This is a genomic window from Alphaproteobacteria bacterium (assembly GCA_005883305.1).
Classification (GTDB): Bacteria; Pseudomonadota; Alphaproteobacteria; order Sphingomonadales; family Sphingomonadaceae; genus Allosphingosinicella.
Window position 1 is genome coordinate 2341125 of the sequence record VBAC01000001.1, and the last position, 17959, is coordinate 2359083.

The 17959-nt window shown below is 68.6% G+C and carries 16 protein-coding genes and 1 tRNA gene; 8 read left to right on the top strand and 9 right to left on the bottom strand.

Annotated elements, in window-relative coordinates:
• Positions 1–11 precede the first annotated feature (11 nt).
• Genes E6G92_11650 through E6G92_11660 form a run of 3 tightly spaced genes read right to left on the bottom strand, consistent with a single transcriptional unit; the run spans position 12 to position 3672 of the window.
• Positions 12–1751: a heparinase gene (locus E6G92_11650; protein TMJ20367.1), complete on the bottom strand. Its 1740-nt coding sequence runs from the start codon at positions 1749–1751 to the stop codon at positions 12–14.
• Positions 1748–2407 (bottom strand): ribulose-phosphate 3-epimerase, encoded by a 660-nt coding sequence (locus tag E6G92_11655; protein ID TMJ20368.1) that lies wholly within the window; start codon positions 2405–2407, stop codon positions 1748–1750. The genes E6G92_11650 and E6G92_11655 overlap by 4 nt, the downstream gene beginning before the upstream one ends.
• A gap of 50 nt (positions 2408–2457) precedes the next feature.
• Positions 2458–3672, bottom strand: a complete 1215-nt coding sequence (locus E6G92_11660) for a methyltransferase domain-containing protein (GenBank protein TMJ20369.1) — start codon at positions 3670–3672, stop codon at positions 2458–2460.
• Between the two features lie 68 nt (positions 3673–3740).
• Here E6G92_11660 and E6G92_11665 point away from each other — a divergent pair, with 68 nt between their 5' ends.
• Entirely contained in the window at positions 3741–3908 is a 168-nt protein-coding gene (locus tag E6G92_11665; protein ID TMJ20370.1) for a DUF1674 domain-containing protein, read from the top strand.
• Between the two features lie 361 nt (positions 3909–4269).
• Here E6G92_11665 and E6G92_11670 read toward each other — a convergent pair whose 3' ends face one another.
• On the bottom strand, positions 4270–5250 hold the full coding sequence (locus E6G92_11670) for an NAD(P)-dependent glycerol-3-phosphate dehydrogenase (GenBank protein TMJ20371.1): 981 nt from the start codon (positions 5248–5250) through the stop codon (positions 4270–4272).
• On the bottom strand, positions 5247–6281 hold the full coding sequence (gene tsaD, locus E6G92_11675) for a tRNA (adenosine(37)-N6)-threonylcarbamoyltransferase complex transferase subunit TsaD (GenBank protein TMJ20372.1): 1035 nt from the start codon (positions 6279–6281) through the stop codon (positions 5247–5249). Before tsaD ends, E6G92_11670 begins: the two co-directional genes overlap by 4 nt.
• A 45-nt stretch (positions 6282–6326) precedes the next feature.
• Between tsaD and hemC the strand changes: the two genes are divergently transcribed.
• The 3 genes from hemC to E6G92_11690 are packed head-to-tail and all read left to right on the top strand — an operon-like array spanning position 6327 to position 8753.
• Positions 6327–7184 (top strand): hydroxymethylbilane synthase, encoded by an 858-nt coding sequence (gene hemC / locus E6G92_11680; protein ID TMJ20373.1) that lies wholly within the window; start codon positions 6327–6329, stop codon positions 7182–7184.
• A 59-nt stretch (positions 7185–7243) separates the two neighbouring features.
• Positions 7244–7849 carry a uroporphyrinogen III synthase HEM4 gene (locus E6G92_11685; GenBank protein TMJ20811.1) on the top strand — a complete coding sequence of 202 codons (606 nt, stop codon included), beginning with the start codon at positions 7244–7246 and terminating at the stop codon, positions 7847–7849.
• 7 nt (positions 7850–7856) lie between these two features.
• The gene (locus E6G92_11690) at positions 7857–8753 is read left to right on the top strand and encodes a hypothetical protein (protein ID TMJ20374.1); all 897 of its coding nucleotides are present in this window, start codon (positions 7857–7859) and stop codon (positions 8751–8753) included.
• Here E6G92_11690 and E6G92_11695 read toward each other — a convergent pair.
• Together E6G92_11695 and E6G92_11700 are read right to left on the bottom strand one after the other, a co-directional pair.
• Positions 8740–9465: a metallophosphoesterase gene (locus tag E6G92_11695; GenBank protein ID TMJ20375.1), complete on the bottom strand. Its 726-nt coding sequence runs from the start codon at positions 9463–9465 to the stop codon at positions 8740–8742. The genes E6G92_11690 and E6G92_11695 overlap by 14 nt on opposite strands.
• Complete coding sequence (locus E6G92_11700; GenBank protein ID TMJ20376.1) at positions 9452–10237, bottom strand: nucleotidyltransferase family protein; 786 nt, start codon at positions 10235–10237, stop codon at positions 9452–9454. Before E6G92_11700 ends, E6G92_11695 begins: the two co-directional genes overlap by 14 nt.
• A gap of 175 nt (positions 10238–10412) precedes the next feature.
• On the opposite strand from E6G92_11700, the gene E6G92_11705 reads away from it, so the two are divergent.
• Positions 10413–12026 carry a hypothetical protein gene (locus tag E6G92_11705; protein TMJ20377.1) on the top strand — a complete coding sequence of 538 codons (1614 nt, stop codon included), beginning with the start codon at positions 10413–10415 and terminating at the stop codon, positions 12024–12026.
• Positions 12027–12358: 332 nt separating this feature from the next.
• Here E6G92_11705 and E6G92_11710 read toward each other — a convergent pair.
• Positions 12359–12433 (bottom strand) — tRNA-Gly (locus tag E6G92_11710).
• A gap of 200 nt (positions 12434–12633) precedes the next feature.
• Here E6G92_11710 and E6G92_11715 point away from each other — a divergent pair.
• A complete protein-coding gene (locus E6G92_11715) occupies positions 12634–13542 on the top strand; it encodes a tetratricopeptide repeat protein (protein TMJ20378.1) in 909 nt (302 codons plus the stop codon).
• A complete protein-coding gene (locus tag E6G92_11720; GenBank protein ID TMJ20379.1) occupies positions 13542–14195 on the top strand; it encodes an ATP-dependent protease in 654 nt (217 codons plus the stop codon). Before E6G92_11715 ends, E6G92_11720 begins: the two co-directional genes overlap by 1 nt.
• A gap of 35 nt (positions 14196–14230) precedes the next feature.
• Here E6G92_11720 and E6G92_11725 read toward each other — a convergent pair whose 3' ends face one another.
• Positions 14231–15451 (bottom strand): FAD-dependent oxidoreductase, encoded by a 1221-nt coding sequence (locus tag E6G92_11725; GenBank protein TMJ20380.1) that lies wholly within the window; start codon positions 15449–15451, stop codon positions 14231–14233.
• A 186-nt stretch (positions 15452–15637) separates the two neighbouring features.
• Between E6G92_11725 and E6G92_11730 the strand changes: the two genes are divergently transcribed.
• A complete protein-coding gene (locus E6G92_11730; protein TMJ20381.1) occupies positions 15638–17944 on the top strand; it encodes a DNA translocase FtsK in 2307 nt (768 codons plus the stop codon).
• Positions 17945–17959 lie beyond the last annotated feature (15 nt).

Sequence of the window (17959 nt, forward strand, 5' to 3'; positions counted from 1 at the left end):
ACCCGTTCGTTTCAGGAGGCCCGCTTGAGCTCCCAGGAGATGGTCATGCCTTCGGCCGGCGATTCCCCGGTGATCACCAGCTGGAGGGTCGCGTGCGGGCGCGCCACGCCGTCGATCCACAAGCTGTCCTCGGCCTGGAGCTGGCCGCCGCGGCAGCGGAACTGCCAGACGCCGCCCTTCAGCCTCAGCAGCGCGCCCTGGCCGTCGGCGGTGGAGGTAACCTCGATCGCCGGCGCGAGATGGAATCTCACCGCGAAGGGGATCGGCCCCGAATGGCGGCGGCGGCGGGCGGCGAACAGCCGGTCCTCGCCGCTGAGGTGCCGACCGTCGCTGGAGAGGTTGAGCCGGCGCTCGTGGATCAGGCCGTAGCGGCGCACATAACCGTCATGGCTCGCCTCGATCCGGGCGAGGCCGCCGGTCTCGTCGCGCACGAGCTCGACCTCGCCGACACCCTTGCCCAGCGAGCCGTCGTCGTGGATCGCCGTCGAGTTGCGGTCGCCGAGAGTCAGCGTCGAATGGGCCGCGGTGGTGCGCAGCGCATGAACCAGGCCCGGCGGCAGCGCGCCGTGGGATTCGCCGGCGCCGCCGCAATTGACGATCAGCCGGTCCCCCCCGTCGCTGAGCTCGAAGGCCAGGGTCGAGGCGCAGGCGCCCTTGAGCGCGCGCGGCGGCGGCGGGGGCGCTGCGTCGAGCACCAGCACCGTCGTCCTGGCCTGGACGCGCTGATAGCCCCAGCCGCGGGCCTGCCGCAGCGGCGCGGCGTCCATTCCCGCACCCTCCGCCGCGGCGATCACTCGCCGCCGGCTGGCCATATGGCCGCTCTGCCAGCTCGACAGCGCTTCGTCGCCCAGAGTCACCGAAAGCAGCGCGCCGACCGCCGCGACCAGGGCTTCGGTCAGCCATTCGGGCGTGTCGCGCCGGGCGGCGGCATAGGCGGCACGGAGCTGGCTCAATATCTCCACCGCGGCGAGCTGCTCGGTCGGCGAGCGGCTTACGAGACCGCCATCGTCGTGGAACGCGGCACCGATCGCTCGGGCGAGCCCCGCCTCGCCGGTCTTCAGGCGCCCGGGGCCGCCCTGCACGACGAGCGCCGCGGCGATCACCCCGCTCCAGGCGGCGATCCGCGCCAGGCCCGGCGGTCCCTTGTCGGCACTGCGCTCGAGGTGCCGAGCGCCGCGGGCGAGCGTGTAGAGAAGGCTCGATCGGTAGACGAGGTCGGAGCTCGAGAGGATGTAGGGCGCATAGGCGGTCCAGAAGAGGACGCGGCGCCCCCACAAATCGGCGCGCCAGGCCGGTTCGCTGATCTGCTCGGCGAAGGCGGCCAGCCACTTGCGCGCGATCCCTTCGGCGATCTTGGCGCCGCGCTCCCGGGTCGCCGCGGCGGAAAGATCGCGCAACCAGGCGAAGCTGTGCAGATAGGCGGTGAAATCCTCGGGCAGGCCGATCGTCGCGAAATCGAGCTCGGCGATCGGCACCTCGGTGCCGTTGTGCGAGAAGCGCCCGGCAAGCAGCGCCTCGCCCGCCGCCTTGTCGCCGGCGATCGGGTCTTTGGGCACCGCGATCAGCTTCAGCGGCACTCGGCCCCGCAGGCGCATCTTGTGCAGCGGAGTCCGCCAGGCGAGGCGGTGGAGGCGGTGGTTGAGCCGCTCGAACAGCGAGAGGCCGCGGTCGTCGCCGACCCGGATCAGCCTCTTGCCCGGTTCGATCTCCCCTGCGCCCGTATCGCTCTCCACCCGCGCGTGGCGGCTCACCCTCTCAAACTCCTGATATTGTCCGCATAGGCTTGCGGACCGCCGCGGAACGTCGCCGTCCCCGCGACCAGCACGTCGGCTCCGGCGTCGATCGCGCGCCGCGCGTTGGACTGGTCGATACCGCCGTCGACCTCGAGGTCTATCGCCCGGCCGCTCGCGTCGATCCGCTTGCGGATCGCTTCGATCTTCTTCAGCTGGCTGTCGATGAAGCTCTGCCCGCCGAAGCCCGGATTGACGCTCATCACCAGCACGAGATCGACCTCGTCGAGCACGTAATCGAGCGCCTTGGCCGGAGTCGCCGGATTGAGCGAGACTCCGGCGCGCTTGCCCAGCGCCTTGATCTTCTGGACCGTTCGATGGAGGTGCGGTCCCGCCTCCGGATGAACGGTGATGATGTCCGCCCCGGCCTCGGCGAAGGCCTCGATGAAGGGGTCGACCGGCGAGATCATCAGGTGGACGTCGAGCGGCTTTTGCGTGTGCGGCCTCAGAGCCTTCACCACCGCCGGCCCGATCGTCAGGTTCGGCACGAAATGGCCGTCCATCACGTCGACATGGATCCAGTCGGCCCCGGCCGAGTCGATCGCGCGCACCTCCTCGCCCAGCCGCGCGAAATCGGCGGAGAGGATCGAAGGGGAGATGCGAACCGGCTGCTGCACTTCTCTCAGCCTAAATGGCCCCGAGTCGCGGGGCAAGGAAAGCGGCCGACTTATCCCCCTTTATTTCGTGAGAATCGCGCGATGTAGAAGCTGTCCGCCCCGCCCTCGGCCTCGTAGAGACCCGGCAGAAGCCGCTGCTCCTCCTCGATCGCATAATCCGGCCGGGTGTCGAGGAAGTCGGCGGCGACCCGCTCGCCCTCCTCGCGCTCCAGCGAGCAGACCGAATAGACGAGGGCGCCGCCGGGCTTGAGCCAGCCGGCGACGCGTCCCAGCATCGCCTTCTGGGCCTCGGCCAGCTCGGCGATCGCCCGGGGGCGGACGCGGTGGATGACGTCGGGATGGCGGCGGAAGATGCCGGTCGCCGAGCAGGGCGCGTCGAGCAGGATCGCGTCGACTTGCGCGGGCGGCGACCAGCTCATCACATCAGCCGCGACGACCCGCGCCGAAAGACCGGTGCGGGCCAGATTCTCCGAAAGTCGCGCCAGACGACTTTCCGAGATGTCGACCGCGGTCACGTCCCAGCCGGCCGCGGCGAGCTGCATCGTCTTGCCGCCGGGCGCGGCGCACAGGTCGAGCACGCTGCGGCCGCCGCCTTCGCCGAGAAGCCGCGCGGGCATGGCGGCGGAGATGTCCTGGACCCACCACGCACCCTCGCCGAACGCGATCGCCGTTCCGCGCGGAAGGCGGAGGTGACCCGGCATCAGGCTGACGCCTTCCAGCTCTTCGGGAATATCGCCGAACAGATCGATCGGCGGCGGCTCAGCCATCAGCCGCGCCGCGGCCGCGACGACCGGATCACCCCAGGATTCGCGCCAGCGCGTCGCGAGCTGCTCCGGCAGCGTCGGCACTTCGGGAAGCGTCGGCTTCGTCCGCATCACGCCGCTGAACACCCCGTGGACCAGCTTGCGCGGCCCGCCGTCGACCAAAGGCAGCACCGTGGAGATGGCGGCGTGCGGCGGCGTGCCCAGCGCAAGCGCCTGTACGAGGGCGATCCTGAGGGCGAAGCGCGCCTTGGCGTCGTCGGGCAGGCGCTTGTGCGTGGCGGCGTCGATCAGGGCGTCGAGATCCGGCAGCCGGCGCAGAGTCTCGGCGACGATGGCATGGGCGAAGGCGCGGTCGTCGGTGCGCTCCAGGTCCCGCGTTGCGCTGTCCATCGCCGATTCCAGCGGCAGGCCCTTGCGCAGCACGGCGTCCAGCAGACGCAAGGCGGCCCGGCGCGCGGGCGTGCCGGGCGGATCGGGAGGCGTCGTCTGAACCCTGCTCATCGAATTTCGCGCCTCTCCGTCGCCGGGATGTGGTAGCGGACCCAAGTCAATTCAAACGGAAATCCGCAATGGCAGAGCGCCCGCCCCACCTCAAACCGCCGGCCTATCTCTCCAAGAGCCCGCCACTGCCCGATCCCGCCGAGGTTAAGGAAGAGGCGGAGAGCGGCGGGCCGAAGGGGCTGGAGCCGACCCGTTACGGCGACTGGGAGAACAGGGGGATCGCATGGGACTTCTAGGAGGCGTTACGGCTTCGGCGGGACAGTCGGCGGATCGAACCAGCTCGGCTGGGCGCCCAGCAGGGCCGCCGTCGCCGAACGCCTCGTTGGCGATGCGATGTGTAACCGTGGTGAAGTCGCAAACCGATCCGACTTCCGGATACCGGTCCGCGCCGCCGCCCATATGAATGAAAAAGACCTTGAGGGCGCGGCCGTCGCGGGTGGCAATCTCCACGCCCCGCAGCACCATCAGCATCCCGGATCCGATAGTGGGCATGGGATTGTAGCGCACGACCCGCGCTACCCGGAATTCATGTTCGCCCGCCGGCGCCCATGTTGGCTGCGCCGCCACGTGCAAAGCTAGAAACATCGGCAGCATCGTTCAGACGCCCTCGCTCCTCAGCGGCCGCGCCAGCAGCCGCTCGACCGCTTCGTCGACCGACACCTCCTCCTTCAGGAGCGCGGCGACCGCCGCGACGATCGGCATGTCGATCCCGAGCGCGTCGGCGACCCGCTCCAGTACCGGGGCGGTCGAGGCACCTTCCGCAACGGTCCGACGGTCCGCGAGCAGATCGGCCGGGCGGCGGCCTTCGCCTATGCCCTTGCCGAGGCTGAAATTGCGCGAGCTGGTCGAGGAGCAGGTGAGCACGAGATCGCCCAAGCCGGCGAGCCCCGCCAGCGTTTCGGCACGCGCGCCCTTGGCGAGGCCGAAGCGGGTCATTTCGGCGAAGCCGCGTGAGATCAGGGCCGCGCGGGCGTTCTGCCCGAGGCCTTTGCCCTCGACCACGCCGCAGGCGATCGCCAGCACATTCTTGACCGCGCCGCCGATCTCGGCCCCGGCGACGTCGTCCGAGAGATAGGGACGGAAGGCGGGTCGGGCGATCCGCGCGATCAACTCCTCCCCGAGTGCCTCGTCTTCGGCCGCCAGAGTCACGGCCGTGGGCAGCCCCGCCGCGACCTCGTGCGCGAAGGTCGGCCCGGAAAGCACGGCGATCGGAGAACGCGGCTGCGCTTCGCTCGCGACCTCGTGCATGAGAAGGCCGGTCGAATCCTCGATCCCCTTGGCGCAAAGGACGAGCGGCTTGCCGGCAGCATCCATGCCGCCGAGCACCGATCGCAAATGCTGCGCCGGCGCCACGACCAGGAAAGCGTCGCACGCCTCGAGCGCCACGAGATCGCCGGTGGCGCGGATCGTCGGCCCAAGCGGCACGCCTTTGAGAAACGTCTCGTTTTCATGCCTTGCGCTGATCGATTCGACCACTTCCGCTTCGCGCGCCCAGAGCAAGACCTCCTCGCCTCCGGCCGCCGCGACCTGCGCCAGCGCCGTTCCCCAGGCGCCGCCGCCGAGGATTCCAAGCCTCACGCCTTGACCCCCGCGCCGCGCGCCTTCTCGGCCTCCGGATCGAGCGGCCAGCGCGCGCGGGCGGGCGCGTCGAGCCCGTCGACCAAACCGGCGTCGAAGCGCAGCGCACCAGCCCAGGCAATCATCGCCGCATTGTCGGTGCACAGCCACAGCGGCGGCGCGACGAAAGGCAGACCATGGGCCGTCGCGAGATCGGCGAGTGCGGTGCGCACCGCCTGGTTCGCAGCAACGCCGCCGGCGACGACCAAAGCCGTCGCCCCGCCCGCCCGCTCGAGCGCCCGCGCCGTTCGGTCGACGAGGCAGTCCACCACCGCCTGCTGGAACGAGGCGGCGATATCGTCGGCCGCGTAAAGCTCTGCATCGCGCGCTCGAAGCACCGCGCTCTTCAGGCCGGCGAAGGAGAAATGGGGTTCGCCCGATCCGGCCAGCGGCCGCGGCAGCGGTACGGCGGCGGGATTGCCCCGCGCCGCCGCCTGCTCGACCGCCGGCCCGCCCGGAAAGCCGAGGCCGAGCAGCTTCGCGCTCTTGTCGAACGCCTCGCCGGCGGCATCGTCGATCGTCGTCGCCAGACGGCGATAGCGCCCGATCCCTTCGACGAACAGCAATTGGCAATGGCCGCCCGAGACGAGCAGCAGCAGATAGGGGAATTGAAGATCGGGCTCGCTCAGCATCGGCGACAATGCGTGCCCCTCGAGATGATTGACCGCGACCAGCGGCTTTCGGCAAGCCAGCGCGAGCCCCTTGGCCGTCAGAAGGCCGACCATCACGCCGCCGATCAGGCCCGGCCCCGCAGTCGCGGCGATCGCATCGACCTCGGCGAGATCGATCTTCGCTTCCGCAAGCACCTCCTCGATCAGGCGTGGCAGGATCTCGACATGGGCGCGCGCGGCGATCTCCGGCACGACCCCGCCGAACGGCCGGTGCGCCGCTTCCTGCCCGGCGAGGCGGTGGGCGAGGATGCGCCGGTCGGAGGCGACCAGCGCCGCCGCCGTCTCGTCGCAGCTCGATTCGATGCCGAGGATCAGGCTCATCGCGGCCTTCCCTGCCACCTTGAACGCGTCTAGCACAAGCGCGCCATGGCCAGCCCCCTTCGCATCGGCACCCGCGGCTCGCCGCTCGCCCTCGTCCAGGCGCGCCTCGTCGCCGATGCTTTGGCTGCCCAAGGCTTCGACAGCGAGATCGTCCCGATCACCACCTCGGGCGACATCATCCAGGACCGCCCGCTCGCCGAAGTGGGCGGAAAGGCCTTGTGGACCAAGGAGCTCGACGCCTGCCTCGCCGACGGGCGGACCGACCTTTCCGTCCATTCTATGAAGGACGTGGAGACGCTTCGCCCCGCCATCTTCGCCATCGCCGCGATGCTGGAGCGCGCCGACACGAGCGACCGGCTGATCGGCGCCGAAAGCATCGAAGCGCTGCCGCGGGGCGCGCTAGTCGGCACCTCCTCGCCCCGCCGGGCGGCGCAGTTGCTCGCGCGGCGGAGCGACCTTAGGGTCGCGCCCATCCGCGGCAACGTCCAGACGCGCCTCGCCAAGATAGAGCGCGGCGAGTTCGACGCGACCCTGCTCGCCGCGGCGGGCCTCGCGCGTCTCGGCCTCGACCTCGGCGCGCCGCTCGACCTGCTGCCCGCGCCCGCGCAAGGCGCGATCGGGATCGAAATCCTCGCCGAGCGCGGCGACTTGCGCGACTTGCTCGCGGCCATCGATCATCGGCCGACGCACGAGGCGGTCACGGCGGAACGCGCCTTTCTCGCCGCGCTTGGCGGCGACTGCCATTCGGCGGTGGCGGCGCTTGCCTCCGATGTCCTGGTGCGTGCCGAACTTCTGAGCGCGGACGGGCGCGAGGTCAGCGCGGGTGAGGGCGAGCCGGAGGCGCTGGCGCGGCGGCTGCTCGCCGAAGCGAGCCCGGCGTTGCGGGCGATGTTCCACCCGTGAAGGTTCTGATCCTCCGCCCGCAGCCCGGCGCCGGCGAGACCGCGGCGCGGGCCGGGGCGATGGGGCTCGATCCGGTCGTCGCTCCGCTGTTCACGATTCGGCCGATCGCCTGGACGCCGCCCGCTCCCGCCGGCTTCGGCGCGGTCCTGCTGACGAGCGCCAATGCGGCGCGGCTGGCCGGCGGCGGCATGACGCCGTTCCTTTCGCTCCCCTGCTATGCGGTCGGCGAGCGCACCGCCGCCGCCGCGCGCGAGGCCGGGTTCCGCGACATCCGCACCGGCCCCGGAGACGGCGAGGCGCTGTCGCGCATGATCGCCGCCGAGGGCTCAGGCCCCGCCTTCCATCCCTGCGGGCGGGAGCATCGCGCGTTCGACAACGTCCTTTCGCTCCCTGTTTATGCCGCCGACGCGGCCGAACACCTGCCCGACCCGGCGGCCTCGGCGATTGCTCAGGGCGCGATCGCTCTGCTCCATTCGCCGCGCGCCGCCGCCCTCTTCGCCCAGCTCGCCGGTCCGTTGCGCTCAGCGGTCCAGGTCGTCGCGATCAGCCCGGCGGCGGCCGAAGCCGCAGGTGCGGGGTGGCGCTCCCGCCGGGTGGCCGAATCCCCCCGCGATCATGCCTTGCTGGAGCTTGCCGCCAAGCTGTGTCAGGATGCCGCCATATGAGGTGCGTATGAACGGCGATTACGATCCGCTCGACTCTCCCGCCGTCCGGCGCGGCTCCTGGTTTGGGCCGCTGATTCTGCCGCTCGTCGCGTTCCTGCTCGGTCTCGGCGCGATGGGCTATATCCTCGCCCGCTGGGACGCCGCCGCCCGAGTGGTTGGGGTCCAGCCAGCGCCGCCCCCCGCCGCTCTGGCCGCGCCTGTGGCCCCCGCCCCCGCGCAGGCCGTCGCCGCTCCGCCGGCAAGCGGGGCAACGCCCGCGGAAGAGCCCGAACGGATCCTGATCGACCCCGAAGTGGGGCGGCGGGTCTCCGCGCTCGAGCAGCGCATCGCCCAGCTCGACACCCAGTCGCGCGCCGCGGTGGGCAATGCCGACCGCGCCGAGGGCCTGCTGGTCGCCTTCGCCGCGCGCCGCGCGCTGGACCGCGGCGTGGCGCTCGGCTTCCTTGAGGCGCTGCTGCGCGAGCGGTTCGGCGCCAGCCAGCCGCGCGCGGTCGGAATGATCCTTCTCGCCGCGCGCAACCCCATCACGCTGCAGGAGCTGCAGCTCGGCCTTCAGGAGGCCGGCCCCCGGCTCGTCGGAACGCCGCCCGACGCCACCTGGTGGACGGCGATCCAGGCCGAGCTGGGCGCGCTGATTACCGTTCGCCGCCGCGACACGCCTTCGCCCGAGCCCGAGGAAAGGCTGCGCCGGGCGACTCAGCGGCTCGACGCGGGCCAGGTGGACGTCGCGCTCGCCGAGGTTTCGCGGATTCCGGGCAACGCCACGGCGTCCGACTGGATCCGCAAGGCCCGGCTCTACGTGGCCGCCCGTGCCGCGCTCGACACGATCGAGACCGCCGCCCTGCTCGAACCGCGCGCGCCCGCGCCGGTGCCCGCCGCTCCTGCGCCCGCTAGACCTCGATGAGCGCGTAGGGGCGGCCCTCGGCCGCTTCGACCACCATCTGCGCGCAATTGTAGACCGGCGTGCCGCGAGGAGTCGCTCCGGTGAAGGCGCCGCGATGGGCGTGGCCGTGGACGACCGCCGCGACATGATCGAAGCGGTCGACCGCGTCGGCGAGGCGGGAGCAGCCGAGGAATGGGTAGATTTCGAGCGGCTCGCCCTCGAGCGTCCCGGCGATCGGCGAATAATGCATCACCGCCACGTTTCGCTCGGTCTTGAGCGAGCGCAAGGCGTTCTCAAGCTTTCGCGCCTCGTCGAGCGCGGCGTCGACGAACGCCTTGATCGGCGCCTCGCCGAACGCGCCGAGCTCGCCGCGCCCGAACCCGCCGAGGAAGCCCTTCACCCCGGCGAATCCGACGTCCTTGATCACCACCGCCTGCTCGCCGAGCACGGTGACTCCCGCGGCATGGAGGATTCGTGCGACCTCCTCGGGCTGGCCGCACTCGTAATCGTGGTTGCCGAGCACTGCGACGCTGGGAATCGTACAATGGCGCAGGTCCTCGGCCAGGATCTCGGCCTCGCGAGTCTTGCCGAAATTGGTCAGGTCGCCGCACAAGGCGAGCACGTCGGCGACCTCGGAGATCTCCTCGAACATGTCGCGGTAGCGATGCTCGCTGGCCTCGGTGACGTGGAGATCGCCGATCGCCGCCAGCGTCAGCGTCTCAGTGCCGCTCATGCTTTTCCTCGATCCCCTTGCCGACGACGTCGGCGAAGCCCCACTGGGCGATGTCGATGATGTAGTCGCGCGGCGAGAAGAGCCGGCCGCGGCAGACCCGCATCCGCGCCGCGGGCATGTCGGCCTGGGCCTGCAACCGCGAGATCAGCTCGTCGAACAGCCAGCGCGGAATGCACTCCCGTTCGGTCGGATAGATGAAGCGGAAATTGAGCACGTGGATCAGAAGCACCTCCCAATAGAGCTCGAGCGCGCCGAGCAGATGCTCCCAGTCGATCTCGTCATGCTTCTTGAGGATGACGTGCGCGACGTCCGCGCCGTCGTAGCGGTAGCGGTCCTGGAGGAAGAGCTTGGAGAGCACGAACTGGGTCGGCGGCGTGATCCTGACGTTGGTTCCGTAAACCTCGGATTCGTAGGCATGCTCGAACCAATGGTCGGTGATCGGAATGCTCGCCGTCGACATGTTGTAGATCACGTCGAAGAACAACTCCCCCCTCCACACCTTCCCGATCCACCGCTCGTCCTCAATGTCGATGCGGTAGCCGCGCTCCTTGAAGAAGGAGAGGATCTTGGGCGCGTCGGACGGCTTGCAGAAGACGTCGAGATCCTTGGTCGGCCGGGTGATGCCTGTGTAGCAGGACAGGGCATAGGTGCCCGACAGCAGGAACGGCACGCCGGATTCGTCGAGCAGGCGAAGGCTCTCGACGTAGAAGTCGACCGCCTCGGGCGGCGGCTCGAAAGCGGAGGAGTCGAGTGTTGGAAGCTGGGTGCTCATCGCGCGGCTGAACGGGCGGGCTGCCGGGTCGTTCCGCCGCAACTAGTCGTCAGGGAGCCTTCCAGCCTCTCTAGTCGCGCGCCGGCGCACCGGTCGCGAGACGTACTTGGATGCTGCCACATAAAAAGCATTGTCGAAACACGCTTCCCGATTAGGTTGCTCCCGGAAACCGGCGATGACCGGTCGAAACGGGGCCAGAAAAATGACCGGCATAGTATCCGTTCCTGCAACACCCGATGACGTGCGTCGATTTCTCGACGGCAATCGGCGCAAATACGAGCAGGATTTGCAGCGCCTTCAGCTCGTCCTTTCCGGCCTTCGTCGCAAAGAGCGCGCGCTTCGCCACGTCTACAAAATATATAGCAGGGGAGAAGCTCAAGCCGGAGATGAGCTCAAGAGCGCTCGAAAGATACGATTGAAATTCAATGACTTCAATGAAAAGAGGAAGTCCGCTCAGGCATCGTTGTTCGACGTTCCAGACATTGTCGGGTTGAGGATCGTGGTCTCTTATCCGTCCGATATTTCGGCGATCGCCGCCGTCCTTGACAACGCTATCGACCGCAAAGAACTCCTGGCAGTCGCGATGGGCGCCCCAGCGCCTAGCTCCGTAATAACCACGAGATATGGCCGCCCCTTAGAAACAGGCGGATATTTCGCCTGTCACTACAATGTGAGGCTGCCCGGAGTCGGGATCGCCCGCCCCATTTGCGAGATCCAAATCAAGACCCTCCTCCACGATGCGTGGGGCGCGAAGACCCATGATCTGACCTACAAGCCGGCGGGCAGGATCGGCGCCGAGTTGTTGACTAGCTTCGACCTTCTTGGCGCAAGTCTCGCCAATCTTGATCAGCAAAGCGACGCTTTGAAGACCAGCATCGTGCGGAACGCCAGCGTTCGCGAGGCGAAGCGGCGCCGAGTCCAGACCTGCGTGCTGCACGATCTTTCGGCCGGCGTGCTCGACTCCGTGGCTGATGCGGAACTGCGCCTTGAGCTTGTTGGCCTGCACTCGTGCATAGCGGCCATGGACACCGACACGGCAGACGAGGACGCCCAACCGGTGGCGAACCGCCTTCTTCAAGTGTTTGTCGGGCAGGAGGTCGCCTCATCGAGCTTGTTATGCTTCCTCGCAGCCATGCTTCAGCGGGCAACCTACATCGAGCATGCTCAGGAATCGATTTCGGCACGCGAGCAACTGTGCACCGATCCGCTGGACCGCTTGGGAATAAAGTTCGAGGGCTCGCTGGCCGCCTTTGCCGCGGGAGATGTAGGGGAGGCGATCGATATGGCGGAGAATGCCTCGGAGCTAATGAGAGAGCTGCAGGCCAATCGGGCCGCGGTCTCCAATGTCCTGCGATTGGATCGTATCGCAGTCGAAATGAACTCTAATCTCGCTTATTTCCATGCCGACATCATCGGCTCGCATGACGGCGACAAGCGCAACGCGGTGGCGTGCGGTCGGAGTTACATGGAGCGCAGTATCGCGCTCTACCCTTCCATCGGATTTCCAACTCTGGGCATCCACGCCCCCGACGCGGATCTCCGCGCACTGCTTGCGGCCTCACCGATCGCTGCGGAGGCCTTCTTCGCCCTCGACAGCGAAGCCTATGTCGCGATCCAGACCTCGAACAGCGAGGAGCGGCTCCGCTCGGCACGCGAGCGCCTTGGCTTCATTCACAGCCATGTGCCCGCGCAGGTTAAGAGGATCGCAGGGTTGGCCTTGGATTATCATGATTATTGCGCACGCACGCGCCTCGCGGAACTCGAAAGCAGTTCGACACACACCGACTAGAGCTTCTTGGTGCCCCTGGCGTCTTCCCATCCATACGGAATTCGCATTTTCAGTTCCTTCCAATAACATCCTGAATCAACGGCGATTCGAGGTCAAGAGCAATCTACGTTGAGGATCATTTTGTGATGCTGAACGTCGGATTCCAGACCTTATGCAGCGCGTATATTGCCAAAACGTTCCGGTCGGACCTTAGCTGAGCTTCCTATCTCGTTCATTTGACGGTCCAAAATCCGGCCAGCCGACCGGCCCCACGATGGCGGTTCGAACGTTCGGCCCACCTGCTCACCGCAGAAAGCGGCCCTCCCAGAGTTCGACCTCGAGGGTCCGAGAAATGGAGCGGGCGAAGGGATTCGAACCCTCGACCCCAACCTTGGCAAGGTTGTGCTCTACCCCTGAGCTACGCCCGCTCGACTGGCGGAACCGGTAGGGCCCGGTCCGGGTAAGGCGGCGGCTGCTAGCATGGGCTTGATCGCCCCGCAACCCTGTCCCGAGCGAAGTCGAAGGGCCTGTCCTGAGCGAAGTCGAAGGGCCCCGAACGAATGGGGTTGGCAGGACGGGCCGCCTTCCCACATAGGGCCTAAGACAGGCCGTCCTTCGGAGAGTTTAAGTGGCGACATTGGGTTTGAGCGAAGCCGAGCGCGAGGCGGTCGAGAAATTCCGGCGCGATGTCATCGAGCCGAGCATGACGAACCTCGTCATCCTCGATTTCTGGGCCGAATGGTGCGGCCCCTGCAAGCAGCTCGCCCCGCTGCTGGAGAAGGTCGCCGCCGATTATGCGAACCGCGGCGTCACCCTGGTCAAGGTCAACGTCGACGAGGAGAAGCTGATCGCGGCCCAGTTCCGGATCCAGTCCATCCCGACCGTCTACGCCTTCTTCCAGGGCCAGCCGGTCGCCGATCTTTCCTCGGCGCGCACCGAGGGCCAGCTGACCGGCGCTCTCGACCAGATCCTCGCCCAGCTTCCCGTCGCGGGCGAGGCGCAGCAGATCGAGGCCGAGATCGAACCGCTGATCGCGATGGGCGAGCAGGTGCTCGGGGAAGGCGATGCGGAGCGGGCGGCCAATATCTTCCAGCAGATTTTCGAGATGGCGCCCGAGAATCCCGAGGTCGTCTCCGGCCTGGCGCGCGCCCTGATCGGGGCGGGGAAGCCGGACGAAGCGCGTGCGAAGCTCGAGGGCCTGCCTGAGAAGGTGGAGAAGGACCCGGCCATCGCCCGGGCCCGTTCGGCGCTCGCCCTCGCCGAGGCCGCGCCCGCCGGCGAGACGGCCGAGCTCGAAGCGAGGCTCGCCGCGGATCCCGACGATCATCAGGCGCGAATCGATCTCGCCGGCGCTTTGATGGCCGCCGGCGACCGCGATGCGGCGGCGAACCATCTGCTCGAAAGCATCCGGCGCGACCGCGACTGGGATGAAGGGGCGGCACGCAAGAAGCTGCTTCAGATCCTCGAGGCGGTCGGCCTGGAGGATTCCTGGGCGGGCGCTCAGCGGCGCCGGCTGTCGTCGATATTGTTTGGCTGATGGAAGGCAGCCTCCTGCGCATCCCCGTCTTCCCTCTGGCGGGCGCGCTGCTCTTTCCCGGCAGCCAGCTCCCCCTGCACATTTTCGAGCCGCGATACCGCGCGATGATCCGCGACGCGCTGGCGAGCGACCGCCTGATCGGAATGATCCAGCCGAAGCCTGCCCCAAGCGAAGTCGAAGGGGGCGGCGGCGCCCAGCCGGACCTGTTCGACGTCGGCTGCATCGGCCGGATCGGGACCTGCGACGAGCGCGAGGATGGATGTTTCGACATCGTCCTGGAAGGGCTCAGCCGCTTCCGCGTCGCGCGCGAGGCGAAGGTCGACACGCCCTACCGCCAGGTCGATGCCGATCGCGAGCCTTTCGACGAGGAGGGGGACCCGGTTCTGGGCCTCGCCCAGCGCGCCGAGGTGGAGCGCGAGGCGAGGCGCTACGCCGACGCGCTCGGCTACATGATCGAATGGGAGCAGGTCTCCCGGCTCGACGACGAAATGCTGGTCAACGGGATTTCGCAGATCGCCCCGCTCGACGTCGGTTCGAAGCAGGCGTTGCTCGAGGCAACGGACCTCGCCGACCGCGCCGACCTGCTCGTCCAGTTCATGCAGTTCCAGCGCATGGCGCCCGGCGGAGCGGACGGGCCGGAGACGATGCAATAGCCTAATCCTCCTGCATTTGCAGGGGAGGATTAGGATCAGATCGGCAGGCCCCTGAGCAGCAGCGGCAAATCGCCCGATTCGCCGCGCGCCTCGGCCATCAGCCGGTCCTTTAGCGGCCCGATCCGCTGCACCGCGCCCATGCCCAGCCGGCGAAGGGCAGAGGCGGTCTTGCCGGGCACGCCGTAGAGCCGGGTCAGCGAATCCGTCGCCATCGCCACCATCAAGGTGTCGAGGCTGCGCCAGCGCTCGTAGCGGTCGAGCAATTGCGCGTCGCCGAGATCGAGGCCGAGCCGGGCGCCTTCGACAAGCACCTCGGCGAGCGCGGCGGCGTCGCGAAAGCCGAGGTTTAGGCCCTGGCCGGCAATCGGATGGATGCCGTGAGCGGCGTCCCCGACCAGAGCGAGCCGAAGGTCTGTGAGCCGCGCTGCGTGGTGGAAGCCGAGCGGATAGCTCCAGCGGGGCCCGGCCAGCGACACCGTGCCGAGGAAGCCCCCCATTCTCTTCTCGATCTCATGGCTAAGCGCGCGCTCCGGCAGCGCCAGCATCGCGGACGCATCCCGCTTGGAGACCGACCAGACGATCGCCGAGCGGGGGCGTCCGTCCTCGCCCGCCAGCATCGGCAGGATGGCGAACGGCCCGGCGGGATAGAAAATTTCATAGGCGGTCTCGTCATGCGGCCGCTCGTGCGAGACCGTGGCAACGATCGCCACGTGATCGTAGCTCCAGCGGGCGAGCGGCAGGTTGGCGGCCTCGCGCATGGGCGAGTTGCGCCCTTCGGCCGCGACCAGCAGCGGCGCGGTGAGCAGGCGGCCGTCGTCGAGCGCCACGCGAACTCCGTTGCCGTCGCGCACAGTCTCGGCCGGGCGCGCCGGCATAACGAGCTGGATAAGCTCGGCCGCCCGGGCGCTCTCCTGCAGCGCGCCGCGCAGGAGCCGGTTCTCGACCATCACGCCGAGCGGATCGTCGTTCTCCTCGGGCTCGAAGGCGATGCCGCCTGGTGCGAGGCCATCGCTGACTCGGATGGCGCGGATCGCGCAGGTTCGGTCTTCGAGCCGGTCCGCCACGCCGAGCGCCTCCAGCATCCGCCAGGAGGAGCTCGAGACGGCGGTGGCGCGCCCGTCATAGGCTTTGGCGATCTGGGTGGCGGGATCGGCGGGATCCACGACGATCGTCGCCAGCCCATGCCGGTCGAGCGCGAGCGCTAGGCTGAGTCCCACCAGGCCGCCGCCGAGGATGATCACGTCCGCTTGGCTCATTTCCTTCCCCTAGACCGTTTTCCCGAAAACGGTCCAGATCATTCAAAGGAGCGCTTTTCGGCCGCAAAACCGGACCACTTTTGCTGAAAAGCGCTCCGCCGTTGCCCCGCTGCAACGCCAAGCGCTTGACCGGGGAGTCCGAGCGGGCGCATTAAGCCTGTTGGGAACATTTGGGGCACATATCCGATGGCGGCAGCAACCGCGAACAGCGATGGGCCGGGCCGTATCGCGCAGTGGCGCGACGGCACGGTGCGGCTCGTCCGCCGCTCGCGGAGCTTCTTCGGCGGCCTGGCCCTCACGCTTGGCGCTTTGGGCGGCGCCGTCGCCCTGATCACCTACCATCCGAGCGACCCCTCGCTGAACACCGACGCTGCGGGCCCGGTTCAGAATTGGATGGGCGCGATCGGCGCCTGGACTTCCGATTTGATGCTGATGCTGCTCGGGCCGCCGGCGGCGCTGCTGCTGCCGGTGATCCTCGTCATCGGCCTCAGGCTGACGCGTGGGAGCGATGCCGGCCGCTGGCTGCGCGCGCTGGTCGTCACCGCCATCGGAATCGCCCTGATCGGCGCCGGGGCAGGGCTGTTCGCGGGCGGCGCGGTCAACGGCCTGCCCGCGGGCTGGGGCGGCGCGTTCGGCCTCGCGCTGGCCGGTCTGATCGATTGGGGGCTCGCTTTCCTCGGCGACTCCGGGATCGTCGGCCCGTTCAGGATCGCGATCATCGCCATCGCCGCCGCTTGCGGCCTGGCGCTCTGCCTGATCGGCCTCGGCCTCACCGCCGAGGAGCGCCGCTGGCTCAGCACGCGGCGGCTGGCGCGCGAGGCTGCCGACGAAGACGATCCGGCGGCCGTTCCCGAGCGCCCGGCGCGGGCTCCGGTCGTACCGGCGACCCAGCCGCGCGGTCCGGTCATCGCGGATCGCGCGCCCGACGCGGTGCGCCGCCCGTTGCGCGAGCGCCAGCCCTCGCTCGCCCTCGGCGACAGCTACACTCTTCCCTCGGTCGACCTGCTCACGCCGCCGCCGCCGCGGACCAACGTCGTGCTCGACAAGGCGGCGCTCGAGCGCAACGCCCGTCTGCTCGAATCGGTGCTCGACGATTTCTCGGTCAAGGGCGAGATCGTCGAGGTCCGGCCCGGTCCGGTGGTGACGATGTACGAGCTCGAGCCCGCATCGGGCATCAAGGCGAGCCGGGTGATCCAGCTCGCCGACGACATCGCCCGCAACATGTCCGCGCTCTCGGCCCGGGTCGCGACCATTCCGGGCCGGTCGGTGATCGGCATCGAGCTTCCCAACGCCAAGCGCGAGATGGTGAGCTTCTCCGAGCTGGTGTCGAGCCCCGCCTTCGAGGATCAGGTCGCCTCGCTTCCGATCATCCTCGGCAAGAACATCGCCGGCGATCCGGTCGTCGCGGACCTCGCGCCGATGCCTCATTTGCTCGTCGCCGGCACCACCGGTTCGGGCAAGTCGGTCGGCCTCAACGCGATGATCCTCTCGTTGCTCTACCGGCTGACTCCCGAGCAGTGCAAACTGATCCTGATCGACCCCAAGATGCTCGAGCTCAGCGTCTACGACGACATCCCGCACCTCCTCGCTCCGGTCGTCACCGAGCCCGCCAAGGCGATCCGCGCGCTCAAATGGACGGTCGAGCAGATGGAGGAGCGCTACCGGATGATGGCCTCGGTGGGCGTTCGCCAGCTCTCCTCGTTCAACGCCAAGGTGCGCGAGGCGAAGATGAAGGGCCAGCCGCTCGGCCGCCGGGTTCAGACCGGCTACGATCCGGAGACCGGCCAGCCGCGCTACGAGATGGAGGAGCTGGACTACGACGTGCTACCCCAGGTCGTCGTCGTCGTCGACGAGCTCGCCGATTTGATGATGACCGCCGGCAAGGAGGTCGAGTTCCTGATCCAGCGCCTCGCCCAGAAGGCGCGTGCCGCCGGAATCCACCTGATCATGGCCACCCAGCGGCCCTCGGTCGACGTCATCACCGGCGTGATCAAGGCGAACCTTCCGACCCGAATCTCCTTCTCGGTCACCTCGAAGATCGACAGCCGTACGATCCTCGGCGAGCAGGGCGCGGAGCAGCTGCTCGGCCGCGGCGACATGCTCTACATGCCCGGCGGCAAGCAGATCGCCCGGGTCCACGGGCCCTTCGTCTCCGACGAGGAGGTGCGCGCAGTCGCCGATTTCTGGCGCGCCCAGGGCCATCCCGACTACGTCCAGGCGGTGACCGAGGAGCCCGAGGACGGCGGCTATATGTTCGAGGGCCAGCCGGTCGGCGAGGACGATGCCGAAACCCAGCTGTTCCGCCGCGCGATCCAGATCGTCGCCGAGAGCCAGAAGGCGTCGACCTCCTACCTCCAGCGACAGCTGCGCGTCGGCTACAACAACGCCGCGCGCCTGATCGAGCGGATGGAGAAGGAAGGCGTGGTCAGCGCGCCCGATCACGTCGGCCGCCGCGAGGTGCTGGTCGACCCCGAGGGGCGGCCGCTGGTCTGAGGGAACTGCCGGGTT

Bases quoted from the DNA above. Each gene is read 5' to 3' on its own strand.
- E6G92_11660 (TMJ20369.1), bottom strand. From the start codon at position 3,672: ATGAGCAGGGTTCAGACGACGCCTCCCGATCCGCCCGGCACGCCCGCG.
- E6G92_11665 (TMJ20370.1), top strand. From the start codon at position 3,741: ATGGCAGAGCGCCCGCCCCACCTCAAACCGCCGGCCTATCTCTCCAAG.
- tsaD (TMJ20372.1), bottom strand. From the start codon at position 6,281: ATGAGCCTGATCCTCGGCATCGAATCGAGCTGCGACGAGACGGCGGCG.
- hemC (TMJ20373.1), top strand. From the start codon at position 6,327: ATGGCCAGCCCCCTTCGCATCGGCACCCGCGGCTCGCCGCTCGCCCTC.
- E6G92_11685 (TMJ20811.1), top strand. From the start codon at position 7,244: ATGGGGCTCGATCCGGTCGTCGCTCCGCTGTTCACGATTCGGCCGATC.
- E6G92_11690 (TMJ20374.1), top strand. From the start codon at position 7,857: ATGAACGGCGATTACGATCCGCTCGACTCTCCCGCCGTCCGGCGCGGC.
- E6G92_11695 (TMJ20375.1), bottom strand. From the start codon at position 9,465: ATGAGCGGCACTGAGACGCTGACGCTGGCGGCGATCGGCGATCTCCAC.
- E6G92_11700 (TMJ20376.1), bottom strand. From the start codon at position 10,237: ATGAGCACCCAGCTTCCAACACTCGACTCCTCCGCTTTCGAGCCGCCG.
- E6G92_11705 (TMJ20377.1), top strand. From the start codon at position 10,413: ATGACCGGTCGAAACGGGGCCAGAAAAATGACCGGCATAGTATCCGTT.
- E6G92_11720 (TMJ20379.1), top strand. From the start codon at position 13,542: ATGGAAGGCAGCCTCCTGCGCATCCCCGTCTTCCCTCTGGCGGGCGCG.
- E6G92_11725 (TMJ20380.1), bottom strand. From the start codon at position 15,451: ATGAGCCAAGCGGACGTGATCATCCTCGGCGGCGGCCTGGTGGGACTC.
- E6G92_11730 (TMJ20381.1), top strand. From the start codon at position 15,638: ATGGCGGCAGCAACCGCGAACAGCGATGGGCCGGGCCGTATCGCGCAG.